Annotated in this window: 12 protein-coding genes; 6 read left to right on the top strand and 6 right to left on the bottom strand. The window is 64.5% G+C overall.

Translation table 11 applies throughout. The features are described 5' to 3' along the window. Positions 1-10: 10 nt before the first annotated feature. The 3 genes from OKW43_RS26590 to OKW43_RS26580 all read right to left on the bottom strand — a co-directional run bounded on the left by OKW43_RS26590 (position 11) and on the right by OKW43_RS26580 (position 3,244). Positions 11-817: an ATP-binding cassette domain-containing protein gene (locus OKW43_RS26590; protein ID WP_187634888.1), complete on the bottom strand. Its 807-nt coding sequence runs from the start codon at positions 815-817 to the stop codon at positions 11-13. A 13-nt stretch (positions 818-830) separates the two neighbouring features. Further along, positions 831-2,021 (bottom strand): ABC transporter permease, encoded by a 1,191-nt coding sequence (locus OKW43_RS26585; RefSeq protein WP_187634889.1) that lies wholly within the window; start codon positions 2,019-2,021, stop codon positions 831-833. Between the two features lie 176 nt (positions 2,022-2,197). Next, positions 2,198-3,244: a sugar ABC transporter substrate-binding protein gene (locus tag OKW43_RS26580; RefSeq protein WP_429450727.1), complete on the bottom strand. Its 1,047-nt coding sequence runs from the start codon at positions 3,242-3,244 to the stop codon at positions 2,198-2,200. A gap of 277 nt (positions 3,245-3,521) precedes the next feature. On the opposite strand from OKW43_RS26580, the gene OKW43_RS26575 reads away from it, so the two are divergent. The 4 genes from OKW43_RS26575 to OKW43_RS26560 all read left to right on the top strand — a co-directional run bounded on the left by OKW43_RS26575 (position 3,522) and on the right by OKW43_RS26560 (position 6,826). Next, positions 3,522-4,406 (top strand): MurR/RpiR family transcriptional regulator, encoded by an 885-nt coding sequence (locus tag OKW43_RS26575; RefSeq protein ID WP_187634891.1) that lies wholly within the window; start codon positions 3,522-3,524, stop codon positions 4,404-4,406. Further along, entirely contained in the window at positions 4,399-5,415 is a 1,017-nt protein-coding gene (iolG, locus tag OKW43_RS26570; RefSeq protein ID WP_429450725.1) for an inositol 2-dehydrogenase, read from the top strand. The genes OKW43_RS26575 and iolG overlap by 8 nt, the downstream gene beginning before the upstream one ends. After that, positions 5,415-6,461, top strand: coding sequence for a Gfo/Idh/MocA family oxidoreductase (locus OKW43_RS26565; RefSeq protein ID WP_429450723.1), 1,047 nt, complete (start codon positions 5,415-5,417; stop codon positions 6,459-6,461). Before iolG ends, OKW43_RS26565 begins: the two co-directional genes overlap by 1 nt. Before the next feature lie 137 nt (positions 6,462-6,598). After that, a complete protein-coding gene (locus OKW43_RS26560; RefSeq protein ID WP_026225937.1) occupies positions 6,599-6,826 on the top strand; it encodes a sulfurtransferase TusA family protein in 228 nt (75 codons plus the stop codon). 98 nt (positions 6,827-6,924) lie between these two features. On the opposite strand, the gene galU is transcribed toward OKW43_RS26560, so the two are convergent. Continuing rightward, positions 6,925-7,806 (bottom strand): UTP--glucose-1-phosphate uridylyltransferase GalU, encoded by an 882-nt coding sequence (galU, locus tag OKW43_RS26555; RefSeq protein ID WP_187634894.1) that lies wholly within the window; start codon positions 7,804-7,806, stop codon positions 6,925-6,927. Positions 7,807-7,869: 63 nt separating this feature from the next. Further along, complete coding sequence (locus tag OKW43_RS26550) at positions 7,870-10,761, bottom strand: valine--tRNA ligase (RefSeq protein WP_429450720.1); 2,892 nt, start codon at positions 10,759-10,761, stop codon at positions 7,870-7,872. A gap of 720 nt (positions 10,762-11,481) precedes the next feature. On the opposite strand from OKW43_RS26550, the gene OKW43_RS26545 reads away from it, so the two are divergent. Continuing rightward, complete coding sequence (locus tag OKW43_RS26545) at positions 11,482-13,836, top strand: UvrD-helicase domain-containing protein (RefSeq protein WP_429450718.1); 2,355 nt, start codon at positions 11,482-11,484, stop codon at positions 13,834-13,836. Continuing rightward, the gene (locus OKW43_RS26540; RefSeq protein ID WP_429450716.1) at positions 13,833-14,627 is read left to right on the top strand and encodes a 5'-methylthioadenosine/adenosylhomocysteine nucleosidase; all 795 of its coding nucleotides are present in this window, start codon (positions 13,833-13,835) and stop codon (positions 14,625-14,627) included. The genes OKW43_RS26545 and OKW43_RS26540 overlap by 4 nt, the downstream gene beginning before the upstream one ends. Before the next feature lie 31 nt (positions 14,628-14,658). On the opposite strand, the gene OKW43_RS26535 is transcribed toward OKW43_RS26540, so the two are convergent. Further along, the gene (locus OKW43_RS26535; protein ID WP_429450714.1) at positions 14,659-16,563 is read right to left on the bottom strand and encodes a propionate--CoA ligase; all 1,905 of its coding nucleotides are present in this window, start codon (positions 16,561-16,563) and stop codon (positions 14,659-14,661) included. Between the last annotated feature and the right edge of the window lie 111 nt (positions 16,564-16,674).

Here is a 16,674-nt window from a genome sequence, read left to right as displayed (position 1 = left end):
CGCGAATCGGTCAGATCGTCGCGCCTTCGAGTTCGCCGATCATCTTCTGCATCTCGGCGCCGCCGGCCATCATGTCGAGCACTTCGTCCTTGCTGATGGTCTGTTTGGTGAACGTGCCGAGCGAGCGGCCGCGATTGAGCAGCGTGAACGAATCGCCGATCGGATAGGCGTGGTGCACGTTATGCGTGATGAAGATCACCGAGATGCCTTTGGCGCGCGCCTTATGGATCAGCTTCAGCACGTTGAAGCTCTGCTTGACGCCGAGCGCGGCGGTCGGTTCGTCGAGAATCAGCACGCGCGCGCCGAAGTGAATCGCACGCGCGATGGCCAGACATTGACGCTCGCCGCCCGACATCGTGCCGATCGGCTGGTGCGGGTCGCGCACGTTGATGCCCATTTCGGCGAGCTTGTCGCGCGCGGTGGTTGCGCAGGTTTCGAGGTCCATCACGTTCAGAAGGCCGAACAGCTTTTTCTGCGGCTCGCGGCCCATGAAGAAATTGCGCGCGACCGATAGCAGCGGCACCAGCGCCAGATCCTGGTAGACGGTGGCGATGCCGAGATCGAGCGCGTCTTTCGGCGACGTGAAGTGCACCGGTTTGCCGTCCACCCGGTAGGTGCCTTTGCTCGGCTGATACACGCCCGCGAGCGTCTTGATCAGCGTCGACTTGCCGGCGCCGTTGTCGCCGAGCAGGCAATGCACTTCGCCGCGTTTGAGCCGCAGCGTGATGTCGTTCAGCGCGATGATGTTGCCGAAATAACGGCTGACACCTTCGAGCGACAAGATGATGTCGTCGGCGTTCTGTTCGGGGGTGCTCATCGTGAACCTCCTTCTAGCGCGATGCCGCGACGCGGCCGCGCACGTAGTGGTTGAACAGCACGGCGAACAGCAGCATCACGCCGAGGAACACGCGGAACCAGTCGGAATCGACATTGGTGTACGTGATGCCGATCTGCACGACGCCGAAGATCAGCGCGCCGAAGCACGCGCCGATTACCGAGCCGTAGCCGCCCGTCAGCAGCGTGCCGCCGATCACCGCGGCGATGATCGCCTCGAATTCCGCCTGCAAACCGCGGTCGGCCGCGGCCGAACCGATGTCGCACACCTGCAGCACCGCGTACAGGGCCGAGCAGAAAGCGGTCAGCACGAACAGCGAGATCTTCACGCGACGCACCGGCACGCCGACGTTCTTGGCCGCGTTGGCATCGCCGCCGACCGCGAAAATCCAGTTGCCGAAGCGCGTTTTCGCGAGCGTGAACGCGCACACCACGGCAAGCACGAGCCACCACAGCAGTACTTTCGGAATGCCCGGCACGAGTGGCGTGCCGTTGTCGAGCATCTTCACGAGGCCGAGGTGGCCGAGCCACACGAACAGACCTTTGAACGCGACGCCCTGGAAGAACGTGTGCGCGAACCAGTCCTGACGCGCGACGTCGCCGACGCCGGAGATGATCGTGCGATCGGCGAACATCACCGACAGCGCGAGCGTGAGGCCGCGCAGAATGAACAGGAACGCGAGCGTGACGATGAACGACGGCAGGCGCGTGCGCATCACCAGATAGCCGTTGAGCGCGCCGAGCAGCATCGAGCCGACGAACGCGAACACGATCGCCAGCCAGATCGGCCAGTGGAAGTACATGGTCGGCAGCGCGACCATCATGCCGGCAAAGCCGATCATCGAACCGATCGACAGATCGAACTCGCCGGCGATCATCAGCAGGCACGCGCCGACCGAGATCAGACCGAGATAGGCGGCGACCTGCGACCAGTTCATCACGCCGTCGAGATTGAACATCCCCGAGTTGCCGGCCGCCACGCCGAACACGATGAACACCATCACGGTGCCGGCGAGCGCCGCGAATTCCGGTCGGCCGAGCAGATGGCGGGACCAGGATTCCTTGCGTACGCGTTCGTCGACGGCGGCGGACTGCGAAGCGGTCGTCGCAGCACCCTTCGCCGGGTCCTGTGGATCAGGCGGCGGTTGCTTGCGGTGATGGGGATGAAACAGGTCGGCGACACCCATTGAAGCTCTCCTTGATACGCCCGCGACCGGCGGCTCGGCGCAATGCCGTGGGCGTTTGCGAATCCGCTGAGCGGGCGAGCGCCGGCAAGACGCCATGCGTCCCGCCGGTCACTGCCTTTTCAACCTTGCCGCCGGCGCGGCGGCTTAGGCACGCGATGCGATGCGTTGCCGTGCGTTCAGCGGTACTGGCCCGCGTACTTCAGTACCTTGTCGACATTGGCCTTCGTGATGAAGCCCGGGCCCGAGCCGATATTGCGCGGCCCGTACGACGGCGCGAGTCCATAGGTCGCAAGACGCTCCTTGAACTTCGGATTCGCCTGCAGGATCTCGCGGATCTTCGCGGGATCGGTGGTGTGGTTCTTCTTGACGATCGCGAGTACGGCAACCGGGATATAGCCCTGCAAGTACGGTTGCTGGTCGATCGCGAACTGGATCGTGCCGTCCTGGATGCCCTTCGCGATGTCGCTGTCGAAGTCGAACGTCGCGAACCAGATCTTGCCCGCGAGGCCCATCTGTTGCAGCGCCTTCAGCGTCGGGTCGGCCGACAGCGGACCGAGCGCCAGCACCGCCTGGGTGTCCGGATGATTGCGCAGGAACGCGCTGACCTTCGACTGCACGCCGGTCGGGTCCTGGCCCGCGTCGAGCGTCGAGGTCTTGAAGTTGGCGCCGATCGCTTCGGCGAACCCGCGGCAGCGTTCGAACGAGGCCGGGTTCGTCGCGTAGTGGTTCACGCACAGGAACGACTTGATGCCGGCGGCCTTCGCCTTTTCGCCCGCCGCCTTGCCGGCCGCGAACTCGGGCTGGCCGACGTGCATGATCGCGCCGAGCTTCGCGCTTTGCTCCTCGGTGCCCGAATTGATCGTGACGAGCGGAATGTGTTTCTCGGTGACCTTCCCGATCGAGCTCTTCAGCACGTCGAAGTCGGCGATCGATACGATCACGCCGTCGTAGTTGCGCGCGGCCGCCTGTTCGACTAGACGCGCCATGTCGGCGATGTCGCCGTTCGGCGGGTTGCGGTAGTCGGTCTGAACGTTGAAGTCCTCGTCGGCCTGCTTGATCGCGTTCTTGATCGTGTTCCACCACGAGTCCGAATCCGGCGCGTGGCTGATCAGCACGAAGTGCGCGTCCGCCGCGCGGGCGGCCGAGGCCGCGCCGAATCCCGTCGCCAACGTCAACGCCGTCACCAGAATCCTGAGCGTTGCCTTGCCTCTGCAAAGTCTCATTGTCTCCACCTTTCTCGGTCTGTCGTTCGTTATTGAGGGAGCGCATGGCGGGCGGCTTTTCATTCCGATGACCCACCCAACGAGGCCGAAGCGCCATCGCTCACGACCAAGATTAGGTCATCTTCCGAAGCCTTGCAAAGAAAATTTCATGAAAAATAAAAATGGAAAATACATTCCATTTTGACAGGACCGCTGCCTATAATCGGCAACGTCGGATGCGTGTTGCGGCGGGTCGCGGGCGCGTCTGCCGCATTGCAGGAAACCCCGAGAGGCAGTCATGGCGGAACAGATCACCGAAGAGGCGGTGCCGGGCGTCGACGAATTGATGCAGCGCATCGCGGATACCTACGAATCGTTGCCGCGCCAGTTGAAGAGCGTGGCGACGTACATCGAGCAGCATCGCGCGAGCGTGATGATGGATCGCACGAGCGATATCGCCGCGAGTTGCGGTGTGCATCCGTCGGCGGTCGTGCGCTTTGCGCAGCGCTTCGGCTTTTCCGGGTTTTCGGATCTGCAGGCGGTGTTTCGTCAGGCGTATACGGGGCAGGGCGTGTCGTCGTCGAGCTATCAGCAGCGCATCCGCAAGCTGATCGACGAGAAGCCCGGCACGTTGTCGGGCGGCGTGGTCGCGCGCGAGTTCATCGCCGCGTCGCGCGGGGGGCTCGAAGAACTCGAAGTTGGCCTCGACGACAAGCAGTTCGACGCCGCCGTGAAGATGCTGCAGCAGGCCGACAACATCTACGTGATCGGCGTGCGGCGCTCGTTTCCGGTCGCGAGCTATATCGTCTACGCGTTGCAGCACACGCATAAGCGCGTGCATCTGGTGTCCGGTTTCGGCGGCATGTATCGCGAGCAGATCCGCAGCGTCAGGAAGGGCGACGTGGTGATCGCGATCAGCTTCGCGCCGTACGGCAAGGAGACGCAGTACTGTCTGCGGGTCGCGCATCATCATCAGGCGAAGACGCTCGTCATTACCGATAGCCAACTATCGCCGCTCGCGCGCTACGCGAGCACGCAGCTGTACGTGAAAGAGGGCAGCGCGTTCGCGTTCCGCTCGCTGACCAGCACGATCTGCCTGTGCCAGGCGCTCTTCATCGCGCTCGCGTACAAGCTCGAACTGAACGTTGAAGAATCCAACGACACTGGAGGCTACGATGACTGACGCGGTAAATACGATCGACATCGCTGTATTCGGCGCGGGACGCATCGGCAAGATCCATGCGGCGAATCTCGCGCGGCAGCCCGGCGTGCGGCTCAAATACGTGGTCGACGTGAATCGCGAGGCGGCGGCCGCGTTGGCCGCGCAGCATGGCGCGCAGGTCGCCGACATCGATGGCGCGATCGGCGACGCGTCGATCGGCGCGACCGTGATCTGTTCGAGCACCGACACGCATGCGGACCTGATCGTCAAATCGGCCGCGCAGAAGAAGCACATATTCTGCGAGAAGCCCGTCGATCTGACGTTGGAGCGCGCGCGGGTGTGCGCGCAAGCCGTGGAGCGCGCGGGGGTCGTCTGCATGATCGGCTTTCAGCGGCGCTTCGATCCGACGTTTTCGTCGTTGAAGGCGCGCATCGACGCGGGCGAGATCGGCACGCCGGAAATGCTGGTCGTGACGAGCCGCGATCCGGGCGCGCCGCCGCTCGAGTACATCCGGCACTCGGGCGGCATCTTCAAGGACATGCTGATTCACGATTTCGACATCTTTCGCTGGATTCTCGACGACGAAGCCGACACGCTGCACGCCACCGGCAGTTGCCTGACCGAACCGGCGATCGCCGACGCGGGCGACATCGATTCGACCGCGGTGACGATTCGCACGAAGGGCGGGCGCCTATGCCAGATCAACACCGCGCGGCGCGCCGCGTACGGCTACGACCAGCGCTTCGAAGTGCTCGGCAGCACCGGCATGCTGCAGGCGGGCAATGTGCGGCCGACCGAAGTCACCGCGTACTCGAAGACGGAAGTGTCGAGTGACGTGCCCGAGGCGTTTTTTCTCGAACGCTATCGCACGGCGTACGCGCTCGAAATCGCACATTTCTTCGACGCGCTCACGCACGGTACGCCGGTGCGCGCGACCGTCGCCGATGGCCTGAAAGCGCTCGAACTCGCGGAAGCCGCGACGCGTTCGTGGCGCGAGGGCCGCGCGATCAAACTCGGCGAGGCAGCGTGATGAAGCCCGCCACGGAACGCTTGCGGCTCGGCGTGGCCGGCCTTGGGCGGCTCGGCAAGCGGCATGCGGAGAATCTCGCGTATCGCGTGCCGGGCGCGACGCTCGCGGCCGCGTGCAGCCCGCTGCAAGACGAGCTTGCGTGGGCGCGCGATGCGCTGCCCGAGCCGCGTCTCTACGCCGATTACGCGGACCTGCTCGCCGATCCGCACGTCGACGCGGTATGGCTCGTCACGCCGTCGTCGCTGCACGCGCAGCAGATCGTCGACGCATTGCAGGCGGGCAAGCATGTGTTCTGCGAAAAGCCGCTGTCGCTAGAGGTCGCGGAATGCGAACGCGTGATGGCCGAAGCGGCGCGCTATCCGCATCTGCAGGCGACGATCGGCTTCATGCGCCGCTTCGACCCGAGCTACCGCGACGCGTTCGAGAAGATCGCTGCCGGTCAGATCGGCCGGCCGTTCCTCGTGCGCTCGCAAACCACTGATAAAAACGACACCGACGGCTTCTTCGTGCGCTTCGCGGCGACCTCGGGCGGCATCTTTCTCGACTGCACGGTGCACGATATCGACGTCGCCCGCTGGCTGCTCGGCAAGCCGCGCGCGACGCGCGTGTTCGCGGCGGGCACGGTCGCGCTGCACGAAGGTCTGCGCGAATTCGGCGACGTCGACAACGGCGTCGCGATCTGCGAGTTCGAGGGCGGCAAGCTCGCGATGTTCTATGCGTCGCGCACGCAGGCGCACGGCAACGATACGCATAGCGAAGTCATCGGCACGGCGGGCGCACTGACGGTCGGCCGCAATCCGCGCGCGAATCGCGTCGAGATCTACGACGCGACCGGCATTCGCAACGAGTGCACGCCGAACTTTTTCGACCGGTTCGAGGACGCGTTTCTGCACGAGGCACGCGCGTTCGTCGCGTCGGTGCAAAACGGGGCAGGCAAGGGCGATGGGGCGTCGAGCGGCGCGACGCTTGCCGATGCACTCGAAGCGACGCGTATCGGCGTGGCGCTGCGCGAGTCGCTGCAAAGCGGCGAGGCAGTGACGCTGTAGCGGGGCGCGCAAACGGGCGTCGTCGCGGCGCTTGCCGCCGCGCGCTGCCCGGCGGCGGCGCTCAGCCTGCTGTAGAATTTGACCCTCTGTCCGGCGTCGTCAGCGACGCCTCGTCCCGAAGGTCATCGTCGATGCAAATTCAGATTCACAAGGAAGTCGATGCGCGCGGGCTCATGTGCCCGCTGCCCATCCTGCGCGCCAAAAAGGCGCTCGCCGACATGGAAAGCGGCCAGATTCTCAAGGTGCTCGCCACCGATCCCGGCTCGCAGCGCGATTTCGCCGCGTTCGCGAAGCAGACCGGCAACGAGATTGTCGAAAGCTCGGCGCACGACAAGGTGTTTACGTTTCTGATGCGGCGCCGTTGAGCGGCATTCGGTAAAACTGTCCGTCCGATGTAAAAAGAAGGCGCCGTCCCCTTTATTTGGGGCACAGCGCCTTCTTCGTTTCAGCCGATCTTTTGGTGTCAGCCTTCGAGAACCGGCGAGCGGGTGCGCAGATATTCTTCGAAATCGGCGGCCACTTCCGGGTGACGCAGCGCGAATTCGACGGTCGCCTTCAGGTAGCCGAGCTTGCTGCCGCAGTCGAAACGGGTGCCGTGATACTTGTATGCGAGCACCTGTTCGTCGGCGAGCAGCGACTGGATCGCGTCCGTCAGCTGCAACTCACCGCCCGCACCCGGTTTGATCGAGCGCAGGTGATCGAAAATGCGCGGCTTCAGCACATAACGGCCGACCACGCCGAGATTCGACGGCGCCGCGCTCGGCTCCGGCTTTTCGACGATGCCCGACATCTTGACGATCGAATCTTCCCACTCCTTGCCGTCGACGATGCCGTACGACTTCGTGTCCTGCGGCGGAATCTCGTCGACGCCGATCACCGAGCTGTGATAGTGATCGAACACCTCGATCATCTGCGTCATCACGGGCGGCGTGCCGTACAGCAGGTCGTCCGCGAGAATCACGGCGAACGGGTTGTCGCCGACGAGCTTCTCGGCGCACAGCACCGCATGGCCGAGACCCAGCGCCTCGGCCTGGCGCACGTAGAAGCAGTCGACGTGGCTCGGCTTGATGCTGCGTACGAGTTCGAGCAGCTTGTCCTTGCCGCGCGCCTCGAGTTCGGCCTCGATCTCATAGGACTTGTCGAAATGATCTTCGATCGCGCGCTTGCTGCGGCCCGTGACGAAGATCATCTCGGTGATGCCGGCCGCCATGGCTTCTTCGACAGCGTACTGAATCAGCGGCTTGTCGACGATCGGCAACATCTCTTTCGGGCTAGCCTTCGTGGCGGGGAGGAAGCGGGTGCCAAGACCGGCTACAGGAAAAACCGCCTTCGTAACTTTTAGCATGTGAATACCCTGAGTCCTCTGGTTTAAGTCCTTGCCCGCCTGTGAGGTGGGCGGGCGCGTCGATCAGACCGGCAAGCGGGCCAGTTGCGCTTTCAGCTTGCCGACGGTAGCCTCGAAATCGGCAAGCCGTTTCTGCTCCTGTTCCACGACCGCCGCCGGCGCCTTCGCAACGAACGCTTGATTCTGCAACTTGCCGGTGCATTTGACGATTTCGGCGCTCAATCGCGTGATCTCTTTCGACAGGCGCTCGCGTTCGACCGCCGCGTCGATTTCGACCTTCAATACAAGCTTGTCGGTTCCTACGATAGCAATCGGCGCGCCAGCCGCCTGGTTGTCGAGCGCGGCCTCGTCAGCGATGATCTGCACCTCGGACAGCCGTGCCAACGCTCGAGCGTAAGGCGCGAAAGTGCGAAGGCGCTCCGCGTTGCCAGTGGCGAGCAACGGCACCTTGACCGCCGGCGACAGGTTCATTTCACCGCGCAGATTCCGGCACGCATCGATCACCGCTTTCAGGTCGGCCGCCCACCGCTCGGCGTCTTCGTCGAGCTTCGACGGCTCCGCGACGGGGTATGGCTGCACCATGATGGACGCCTCGCCGTCCGCCTTGCCTTCGGGGTAGCGCCCTGCAAGCGGCGCCACCTTCTGCCACAGCGCTTCGGTGATGAACGGGATGACCGGATGCGCGAGACGCAACACCGTTTCGAGCACACGCAGCAGCGTGCGTCGCGTTGCGCGCTGCTGGTTCGGCTGACCCGTCTGGATCTGCACCTTGGCGAGTTCGAGGTACCAGTCACAATATTCGTCCCATACGAACTTGTATAGGGCGTTGGCCACATTATCAAAACGATAGTCGGAAAAACCCTTGACGACTTCGGCTTCCACGCGCTGCAGTTGCGATACGATCCAGCGGTCGGCCTGCGAGAAATGCAGATGGCCTTCTGGCCCGCATTCACCACATTGCGCGGGCTGGCCGAAACCGCAGTCATGGCCTTCGCAGTTCATCAGCACGAAGCGCGTGGCATTCCACAGCTTGTTGCAGAAGTTGCGATAGCCTTCGCAGCGCGCGAGGTCAAAATTGACGTTGCGGCCGAGCGTGGCCATCGACGCCATCGTGAAGCGCAGCGCGTCGGTGCCGAACGCCGGAATGCCGTCCGGAAACTCCTTGCGGGTCTTCTTCTCGATCGACGCGGCCAGCTTCGGATTCATCAGGCCGGTGGTGCGCTTCGCGACGAGCGCGTCGAGGTCGATGCCATCGACGATGTCGATCGGGTCGAGCGTGTTGCCCTTGCTCTTCGACATCTTCTGGCCTTCGGCGTCGCGCACCAGGCCGTGCATATAGACCGTTTCGAACGGCACCTTGCCCGTGAAGTGCGTGGTCATCATGACCATGCGCGCGACCCAGAAGAAGATGATGTCGAAGCCGGTGACGAGCACCGACGACGGCATGAAGTGCTTCAGCTCTTCCGTCTGGTTCGGCCAGCCGAGCGACGAAAACGGCACGAGAGCCGACGAGAACCACGTGTCGAGCACGTCTTCGTCTCGCTTCAATGCGCCCATGTAGCCGGCCGCGACGGCCTTCGCGCGCGCGTCTTCCTCGGTCTTGGCGACGAACACTTCGCCGTTCTCGCCGTACCACGCCGGAATCTGATGACCCCACCACAACTGACGCGAGATGCACCAGTCCTGGATGTTTTCGAGCCACTGGTAGTACGTGGTGGTCCAGTTTTCCGGCACGAACCTGATCTGGCCGTTGCGCACGACGTCGAGCGCGGTCTCGGTGATCGACTTGCCCGGATTGAACGTGCCTTCGGGCGCCGGCTTGCTCATCGCGACGAACCACTGGTCGGTCAGCATCGGCTCGATCACGACGCCGGTGCGGTCGCCGCGCGGCACCATCAGCTTGTGCGGCTTCACCGATTCGAGCATGCCGAGCGCCTCGAGATCGGCGACCACCAGCTTGCGGGCTTCGAAACGGTCGAGGCCGCGGTACTTTTCGGGCGCGTTGCCGTTGATCTTCGCGTCGAGCGTGAGGATTTCGATTTGCGGCAGCTTGTGGCGCAGGCCGACCTGATAATCGTTGAAATCATGCGCGGGCGTGACCTTGACGACGCCGGTGCCGAATTCGCGGTCGACGTAATCGTCGGCGATGATCGGCACTTCGCGGTTCGACAGCGGCAGCGTGACGGTCTGGCCGATCAGGTGGGCGTAGCGCTCGTCTTCCGGATGCACCATGACGGCGGTGTCGCCGAGCATGGTTTCCGGACGGGTCGTGGCGACGGTCAGATGGCCCGAGCCGTCGGTCAACGGATACTGGATGTGCCACAGGTGGCCGTTTTCTTCCTCGCTGACCACTTCGAGGTCGGATACGGCGGTGAGCAGCACCGGGTCCCAGTTCACGAGGCGCTTGCCGCGATAGATCAGGCCCTGTTCATACAGACGCACGAACACGTCGCGCACGGTGGCCGACGTCTTGTCGTCCATCGTGAAGTATTCGCGCGACCAGTCGATCGATGCACCGAGACGACGCACCTGATTCGTGATCGTGGAGCCGGATTGCTGCTTCCACTCCCACACGCGCTCGACGAACTTCTCGCGGCCGAGGTCGTGGCGCGACACGCCCTGCGCGTCGAGCTGGCGTTCGACGACGATCTGCGTGGCGATGCCCGCGTGGTCGGTGCCCGGCACCCACAGCGTGTTCTCGCCGAGCATGCGGTGATAGCGGGTCAGGCCGTCCATGATGGTCTGGTTGAACGCGTGGCCCATGTGCAGCGTGCCCGTGACGTTCGGCGGCGGCAACTGGATCGAGAAATCCTTGCGGTTCGCGTCGAAGGAGGGCGCGGCGTAGGCGCGCTTTTCCCATTCAGGGCCCCAGTGGGCTTCGATGGTGTGGGGTTCGAAGCTTTTTGCAAGCGTCGAGGTCGGGTCGCTTGGGGTGTCGCTTGGGGTGTCGCTCATGTTTCTGTTAAAGGCAGGATTTTGGAGGCGGGGAAGGGTTGATTATAGCTGGGGAGGGTTTTTTGCCGGCTGGCGGCTTTCGTTGTTCTGGACTTGTTGGCCTTTCCTTGCTTTGTTATCGGTCTATTAGCGTTGCCCCTGTGCGGGGCGGCACCTACTTTCTTTGCTGCTGCAAAGAAAGTAGGCAAAGAAGACAGCTCAAACCGCCAGCTCATAAGCGGGTCCCCTGGCTTGGAAGGGGTAGTGGTGCATCTGGAGTCGGTGCCCCCGCACATTCCACCCTGATGACAAAGCCGTCATCCGCTCCCACTCCGCACTGCGTGCGTCGCGGACGGGTCTGCCAGGAGAACCGACCGATGGTTTTGGAACGGGGCTTCGGCGCGCGCAGCGCCGCCGGAAGAATGACTGCGTTGTCACTGGCGCCGAATGTTCGGGAGCACGGATTCCAGATGCACCACTGCCGCCTGCGGACCAGGGGACCCGCTTAAGAGTTTGCGGTGTAAAGCTGTCTTCTTTGCCTACTTTCTTTGCTGCTGCAAAGAAAGTAGGTGCCGCCCCGCACAGGGGCAACGCTAATAGACCGATAACAAAGCAAGGAAAGGCCAACAAGTCCAGAACAACGAAAAAACCCCACGCATATCCAGAAGAACGAAAAAAACCAAAAAAGCGTCGCCCCCGCCGGGGCATATAATGTCCCCCGAACTGCGCCACCGCGAAAAAATGCCCGACCTCCTCTCCAATCTAAACCCCGAACAACACGCCGCCGTAACGCTCCCGAATGAGCCCGCCCTGATCCTGGCGGGCGCGGGGAGCGGCAAAACCCGCGTCCTGATCACCCGCATCGCGTGGCTGATCCAGCAAGGCCTCGCGTCCCCCGCGACCGTCCTCGCGGTGACCTTCACCAACAAAGCCGCCCGCGAAATGATGGCGCGCCTGTCGGCGCTATTGCCGATCGACACGCGCGGCATGTGGATCGGCACGTTCCACGGCCTGTGCAACCGCATGCTGCGCGCGCATCACCGCGACGCCGGGCTGCCCGCCACGTTCCAGATTCTCGATACCGCGGACCAACTGTCGGCGATCAAGCGCCTGATGAAGGGCCTCAACATCGACGATGAAAAGTACCCGGCGAAAAATCTCCAGTACTTCATCAACAACGCAAAAGAGCAGGGCCTGCGCCCCAAAGACGTCGACGCCACCGACAACTTCAACCGCAAGTTCGTCGAGCTCTACGAAGCCTATGACCAGCAATGCCAGCGCGAAGGCGTCGTCGACTTCCCCGAACTGCTGCTGCGCTGCTACGAACTGCTCGCGCACAATCCGCCGCTGCGCGCGCATTACCAGGCGCGCTTCAGGCACATCCTGGTGGACGAGTTTCAGGACACCAACAAGCTGCAATACGCGTGGCTCAAGCTGCTCGCGGGTCAGCACAACGCGATCTTCGCGGTCGGCGACGACGACCAGTCGATCTACGCGTTCCGCGGCGCGAACGTCGGCAACATGCGCGACTTCGAGCACGAGTTCAACGTGCGCAATCTGATCAAGCTCGAGCAGAACTATCGCTCGCACGGCCATATTCTCGATGCCGCGAACCAGCTGATCGCGAACAACTCGCGGCGCCTCGGCAAGAATCTGCGCACCGATGCGGGGCACGGCGAACCGGTGCGCGTGTACGAATCGGCGAGCGATTCGCAGGAAGCCGGCTGGATCGTCGAAGAGATCCGCGCGCTGATCAACACCGGCCTGTCGCGCAGCGAAATCGCGGTGCTCTACCGCAGCAATGCGCAGTCGCGCACGATCGAGCACACGCTCGTCAACGCGGGCATCGCGTATCGCGTGTATGGCGGCCTGCGCTTTTTCGAACGTCAGGAAGTCAAGCACGCGCTCGCATACCTGCGCCTGATCGACAACCCGAACGACGACACCGCGTTCGGCCGCGTCGTCAATTTCCCCACGCGCGGCATCGGCGCGCGTTCGATCGAACAGCTCGCCGACGCCGCGCGTCTGTACAATTGCTCGATGGCCGCGGCGATTCCGTACGTCGCGGGCAAGGCGGGATCGAGCCTCGCCGCGTTCGCGAACCTGATCGGCAAGATGCGCGCCGACACGCAGCAGATGAGTCTCCCCGAGACCGTCGAGTACGTGGTCCGCGCGAGCGGTCTCGCGGACTTCTATCAGAACGAGCGCGAGGGCCAGGAGCGGCTCGAAAACTTGCAGGAACTCGTCAACGCGGCCGCCGCGTTCGTCAGCGAGGAAGGCTACGGGCTCGATACGCCCGCCCGCTCGATTCCGCTGCGCCCAGGAGCCAGCGCCGCGCCCGAACTCGCGGTCGCGACCGACGATCCGAACACGGTGGTCCTCGACGCGCCGGGCATCGCCGATCCGGCGCAAAACCCAGACACGATGACGCCGTTGGCGGGTTTCCTGTCGCACGCGTCGCTCGAAGCGGGTGATAACCAGGCGCAGGCCGGCCAGGAAGCGGTGCAGCTGATGACGGTGCACGCGGCAAAGGGGCTCGAATTTACCGCGGTGTTCATCACCGGTCTCGAAGAAGGGCTGTTCCCGCACGAGAACAGCGCGATGGAAACCGATGGCCTCGAAGAAGAGCGGCGCCTGATGTACGTCGCGATCACGCGCGCGAAGGAGCGGCTGTACCTGTCGTTCGCGCAAAGCCGGATGCTGCACGGCCAGACCCGCTACAACATCCGCTCGCGCTTCTTCGACGAATTGCCGCAGGAAACGCTGAAGTGGCTCACGCCGAAGGTCGAGGCGGGCTCGCGCTGGGGCGGCCGCTCGGACAACGCCGGCTACGGGCGCGACTGGTTCGCGCGGCCGGGCTACGGCGGCGGTTCGGCGGCGGTGGCCTCCGCGCCGGCGCCCGCGTTCGCGAACGAGCAGCGCGCGGCCGAAACGGGCTTCCGGGTCGGCCAGCAGGTGTTCCACACGAAGTTCGGCGAAGGCACGATCACCGCGCTCGAAGGCAGCGGCACCGACGCGAAGGCGCAGGTCCGCTTCAAGCGGCACGGCGAGAAGTGGCTGGCGCTCGCGGTGGCTAAATTGCAGGCGGTCGAGTGAGCGCGCCCTTGAACACGAGCCACGAAGTGCGGCGGCCGCTCGGCATCCTGGCCGCGTTGCCGCAGGAACTCGGCGACCTGATCGAGGCGATGCGCGCCGAGTCCGGCGTGCGCACGCTCACGCACGGCCAGCGCGATTACCACGTCGGCACCGTGCACGGCACGACGTGCGTCGTCACGCTTGCGCGCGTCGGCAAGGTCGCGGCGGCCGCGACGGTCAGCGCGCTGATTCACGCGTTCGATGTCGAAGCCATTGTGTTCACCGGCGTTGCGGGGGGTGTCGGCGGCGACGTGCATGTCGGCGATATCGTCGTCGCGAGTACGCTGATGCAGCACGATATCGACGCATCGCCGCTGTTTCCGCGCTTCGAGGTACCGCTGCTCGGCATGTCGCGCTTTGCCGCCGATGCGGCGCTCGCCGACCGTCTCACCGCCGCATGCGAACAGTTCGTCGCCGAGGAAGGCGCGGCCTGCGCGGCCCGGTTCGGCACGCGCGAGCCGCGCGTGCATCGCGGCTTGATCGTCAGCGGCGATCAGTTCGTCGCCAGCGCGGCGGCCGTCGCGGCGTTGCGCGACGCGCTGCCCGACGCGCTCGCGGTCGAGATGGAAGGCGCGGCGATCGCGCAGGTCTGCTACGAGTACGGCGTGCCGTGCGCGGTCGTGCGCACGATCTCCGATACCGCCGACGACCACGCGCCGGGATCGTTCATGTCGTTCCTGAGGGGAATCGCGGGCACGTATTCGAACGCGATCCTCGCGCGCTTTCTCGGCACGCAGCACACCGCGAGCTGAGCGCCGCCTGTTCGTCGGCTGATTCGCCCGCTTATTTCTTGCCGCCGGCGTCGAGCGCGTCGCGCACGTGTTGCAGCGCGGCCGGATCTTCGATCGTCGGCAGATCGCCCGGCTCGCGCCCTTCGGCGAGTGCGGCGATCGCGCGGCGCAACAGCTTGCCGGAGCGCGTCTTCGGCAGCATCGATACCATCACCACGCGCGCGGGCCGCGCAATCGAGCCCAAATGGCGGTCGACCGTCATCGTCAGCTCGGCTGCGAGCCGCGCGCGCTCGCTCGGGTCGACTTCGGCTTGCGCGCCGCGCAGCACCACGAAGGCCATCGCCGCCTGACCCTTGACCGGATCGGTCACGCCGACCACCGCAACTTCCGCGACGGCCGCGTGGCTCGACAGCGCCTCCTCGATTTCGCGCGTGCCGAGGCGATGGCCCGCGACGTTGATCACGTCGTCGGTGCGGCCGAGGATCGTCACGTAGCCGTCCTCGTCTTGCACGCCCCAGTCGAACGTCGAATAGACCTGCTGGTTCGGCACGCTCGACCAGTAGGTGCTGACGAAGCGTTTGTCGTCGCGCCACACCGTCGACATGCAGCCCGGCGGCAGCGGATAGTCGAGCGTCAGCACGCCTTTTTCGCCGACCGCGCAGGGCTCGCCGGTCAGCTCGTCGCGCACGGTCAGGCGATAGCCGACCGAGGGCACGCCCGGCGAGCCGAGCTTGGTCGGCAGTGCCTCGATGCCGCGCGGAATCGCGAGCATCGGCCAGCCGGTTTCGGTCTGCCAGTAGTTGTCGATCACCGGTTTGTTCAGCGCGTTCGTGATCCACGCGGCGGTCGGTTCGTCGAGCGGTTCGCCGGCGAGAAACAGCGTGCGCAGGCTCGACAGATCGGCTGCCTTCATCAGCGCCGGGTCCTGCTTCTTCAGCACGCGTATCGCGGTCGGCGCGGTGAACATCAGGTTGATCCTGTGCTGCTCGACGAGCCGCCACCAGATTCCGCCATCCGGGCGAATCGGCGTGCCCTCGTACATCACGGTGGTCAGCCCCGCGATTAGCGGCGCGTACACGATATAGCTGTGGCCGACCACCCAGCCGACGTCGGACGCGGTGAACATCGTATCGCCGGGCTTGCCCTCGAAGATGTATTCCATCGATGCCGCGAGCGCGACCGCATAGCCGCCGACATCGCGCTGCACGCCCTTCGGCTTGCCGGTCGTGCCCGACGTGTACAGCACGTACGACGGCTCGTTCGATTCGAGCCATTCGCACGGCACATGCGCGTCGTAGAACCGCTCGCGCAGCGGCTCGTAGGCGACCAGGTAGGGTGCGTTCAGGCGTTCGGGTGCGAGCTGCCGGTCGATCAGCAGCACGTGCGGCGTCTTGTGCATGGCGCGCGCGAGCGCTTCGTCGACGAGCGGCGTGTAGTCGACCACTTTGCCGCCGCGCGCGCCGGCGTCGGCGGTCACGATCAGCACCGGCTTCGCGTCGTCGATACGCGCGGCGAGGTTCGGCGCCGCGAAGCCGCCGAACACGACCGAGTGGATCGCACCGAGGCGCGCGCACGCGAGCATCGCGAACAGCGCCTCGGGGATCATCGGCAGATAGATCAGCACGACGTCGCTGCGCTTCACGCCGAGCGAGCGCATGACCGCGGCCATCCGGTTGATTTCGGCGTACAGCTCGGCATACGTGTAGCGCCGCTCGATGCCGGTTTCGGTCGATACGTAGACCAGCGCATTTTGCTGCGCGCGCTCGGGCAGATGGCGGTCGACCGCGTTATGGCAGAGGTTCGTACGGCCGCCGACGAACCAGCGCGCGAACGGCGGCTTCGAGCGGTCGAGCACGGTGCCGAATGGAGTGTGCCAGTGAATGCGCTGTGCTTCTTCGCGCCAGAAGGCTTCGGGGTTGTCGATCGAGCGGCGGTGGAAATCGCGGTAGCGGGTCATCGGCGGCGATCCTCGTGCGGGGGGACGCAGGAAAGCGTGCAAATTGTGCGCCTGGGGCGGCGTGGGTTATCGGCACAAGCATAGCCACGGACGAGGGGGCGGGCAAGCAGT

The sequence above is a fragment of the Paraburkholderia sp. WC7.3g genome (genome assembly GCF_050436345.1).
Lineage (GTDB): Bacteria > Pseudomonadota > Gammaproteobacteria > Burkholderiales > Burkholderiaceae > Paraburkholderia > Paraburkholderia podalyriae.
This window is presented reverse-complemented; position numbering and strand designations above follow the sequence as displayed.

Coding starts and splice junctions, on each gene's coding strand:
- OKW43_RS26535 (WP_429450714.1), bottom strand. CDS start 16,563: ATGACCCGCTACCGCGATTTCCACCGCCGCTCGATCGACAACCCCGAA.
- OKW43_RS26545 (WP_429450718.1), top strand. CDS start 11,482: ATGCCCGACCTCCTCTCCAATCTAAACCCCGAACAACACGCCGCCGTA.
- OKW43_RS26585 (WP_187634889.1), bottom strand. CDS start 2,021: ATGGGTGTCGCCGACCTGTTTCATCCCCATCACCGCAAGCAACCGCCG.
- OKW43_RS26580 (WP_429450727.1), bottom strand. CDS start 3,244: ATGAGACTTTGCAGAGGCAAGGCAACGCTCAGGATTCTGGTGACGGCG.
- OKW43_RS26590 (WP_187634888.1), bottom strand. CDS start 817: ATGAGCACCCCCGAACAGAACGCCGACGACATCATCTTGTCGCTCGAA.
- OKW43_RS26550 (WP_429450720.1), bottom strand. CDS start 10,761: ATGAGCGACACCCCAAGCGACACCCCAAGCGACCCGACCTCGACGCTT.
- OKW43_RS26565 (WP_429450723.1), top strand. CDS start 5,415: ATGAAGCCCGCCACGGAACGCTTGCGGCTCGGCGTGGCCGGCCTTGGG.
- OKW43_RS26575 (WP_187634891.1), top strand. CDS start 3,522: ATGGCGGAACAGATCACCGAAGAGGCGGTGCCGGGCGTCGACGAATTG.
- iolG (WP_429450725.1), top strand. CDS start 4,399: ATGACTGACGCGGTAAATACGATCGACATCGCTGTATTCGGCGCGGGA.
- galU (WP_187634894.1), bottom strand. CDS start 7,806: ATGCTAAAAGTTACGAAGGCGGTTTTTCCTGTAGCCGGTCTTGGCACC.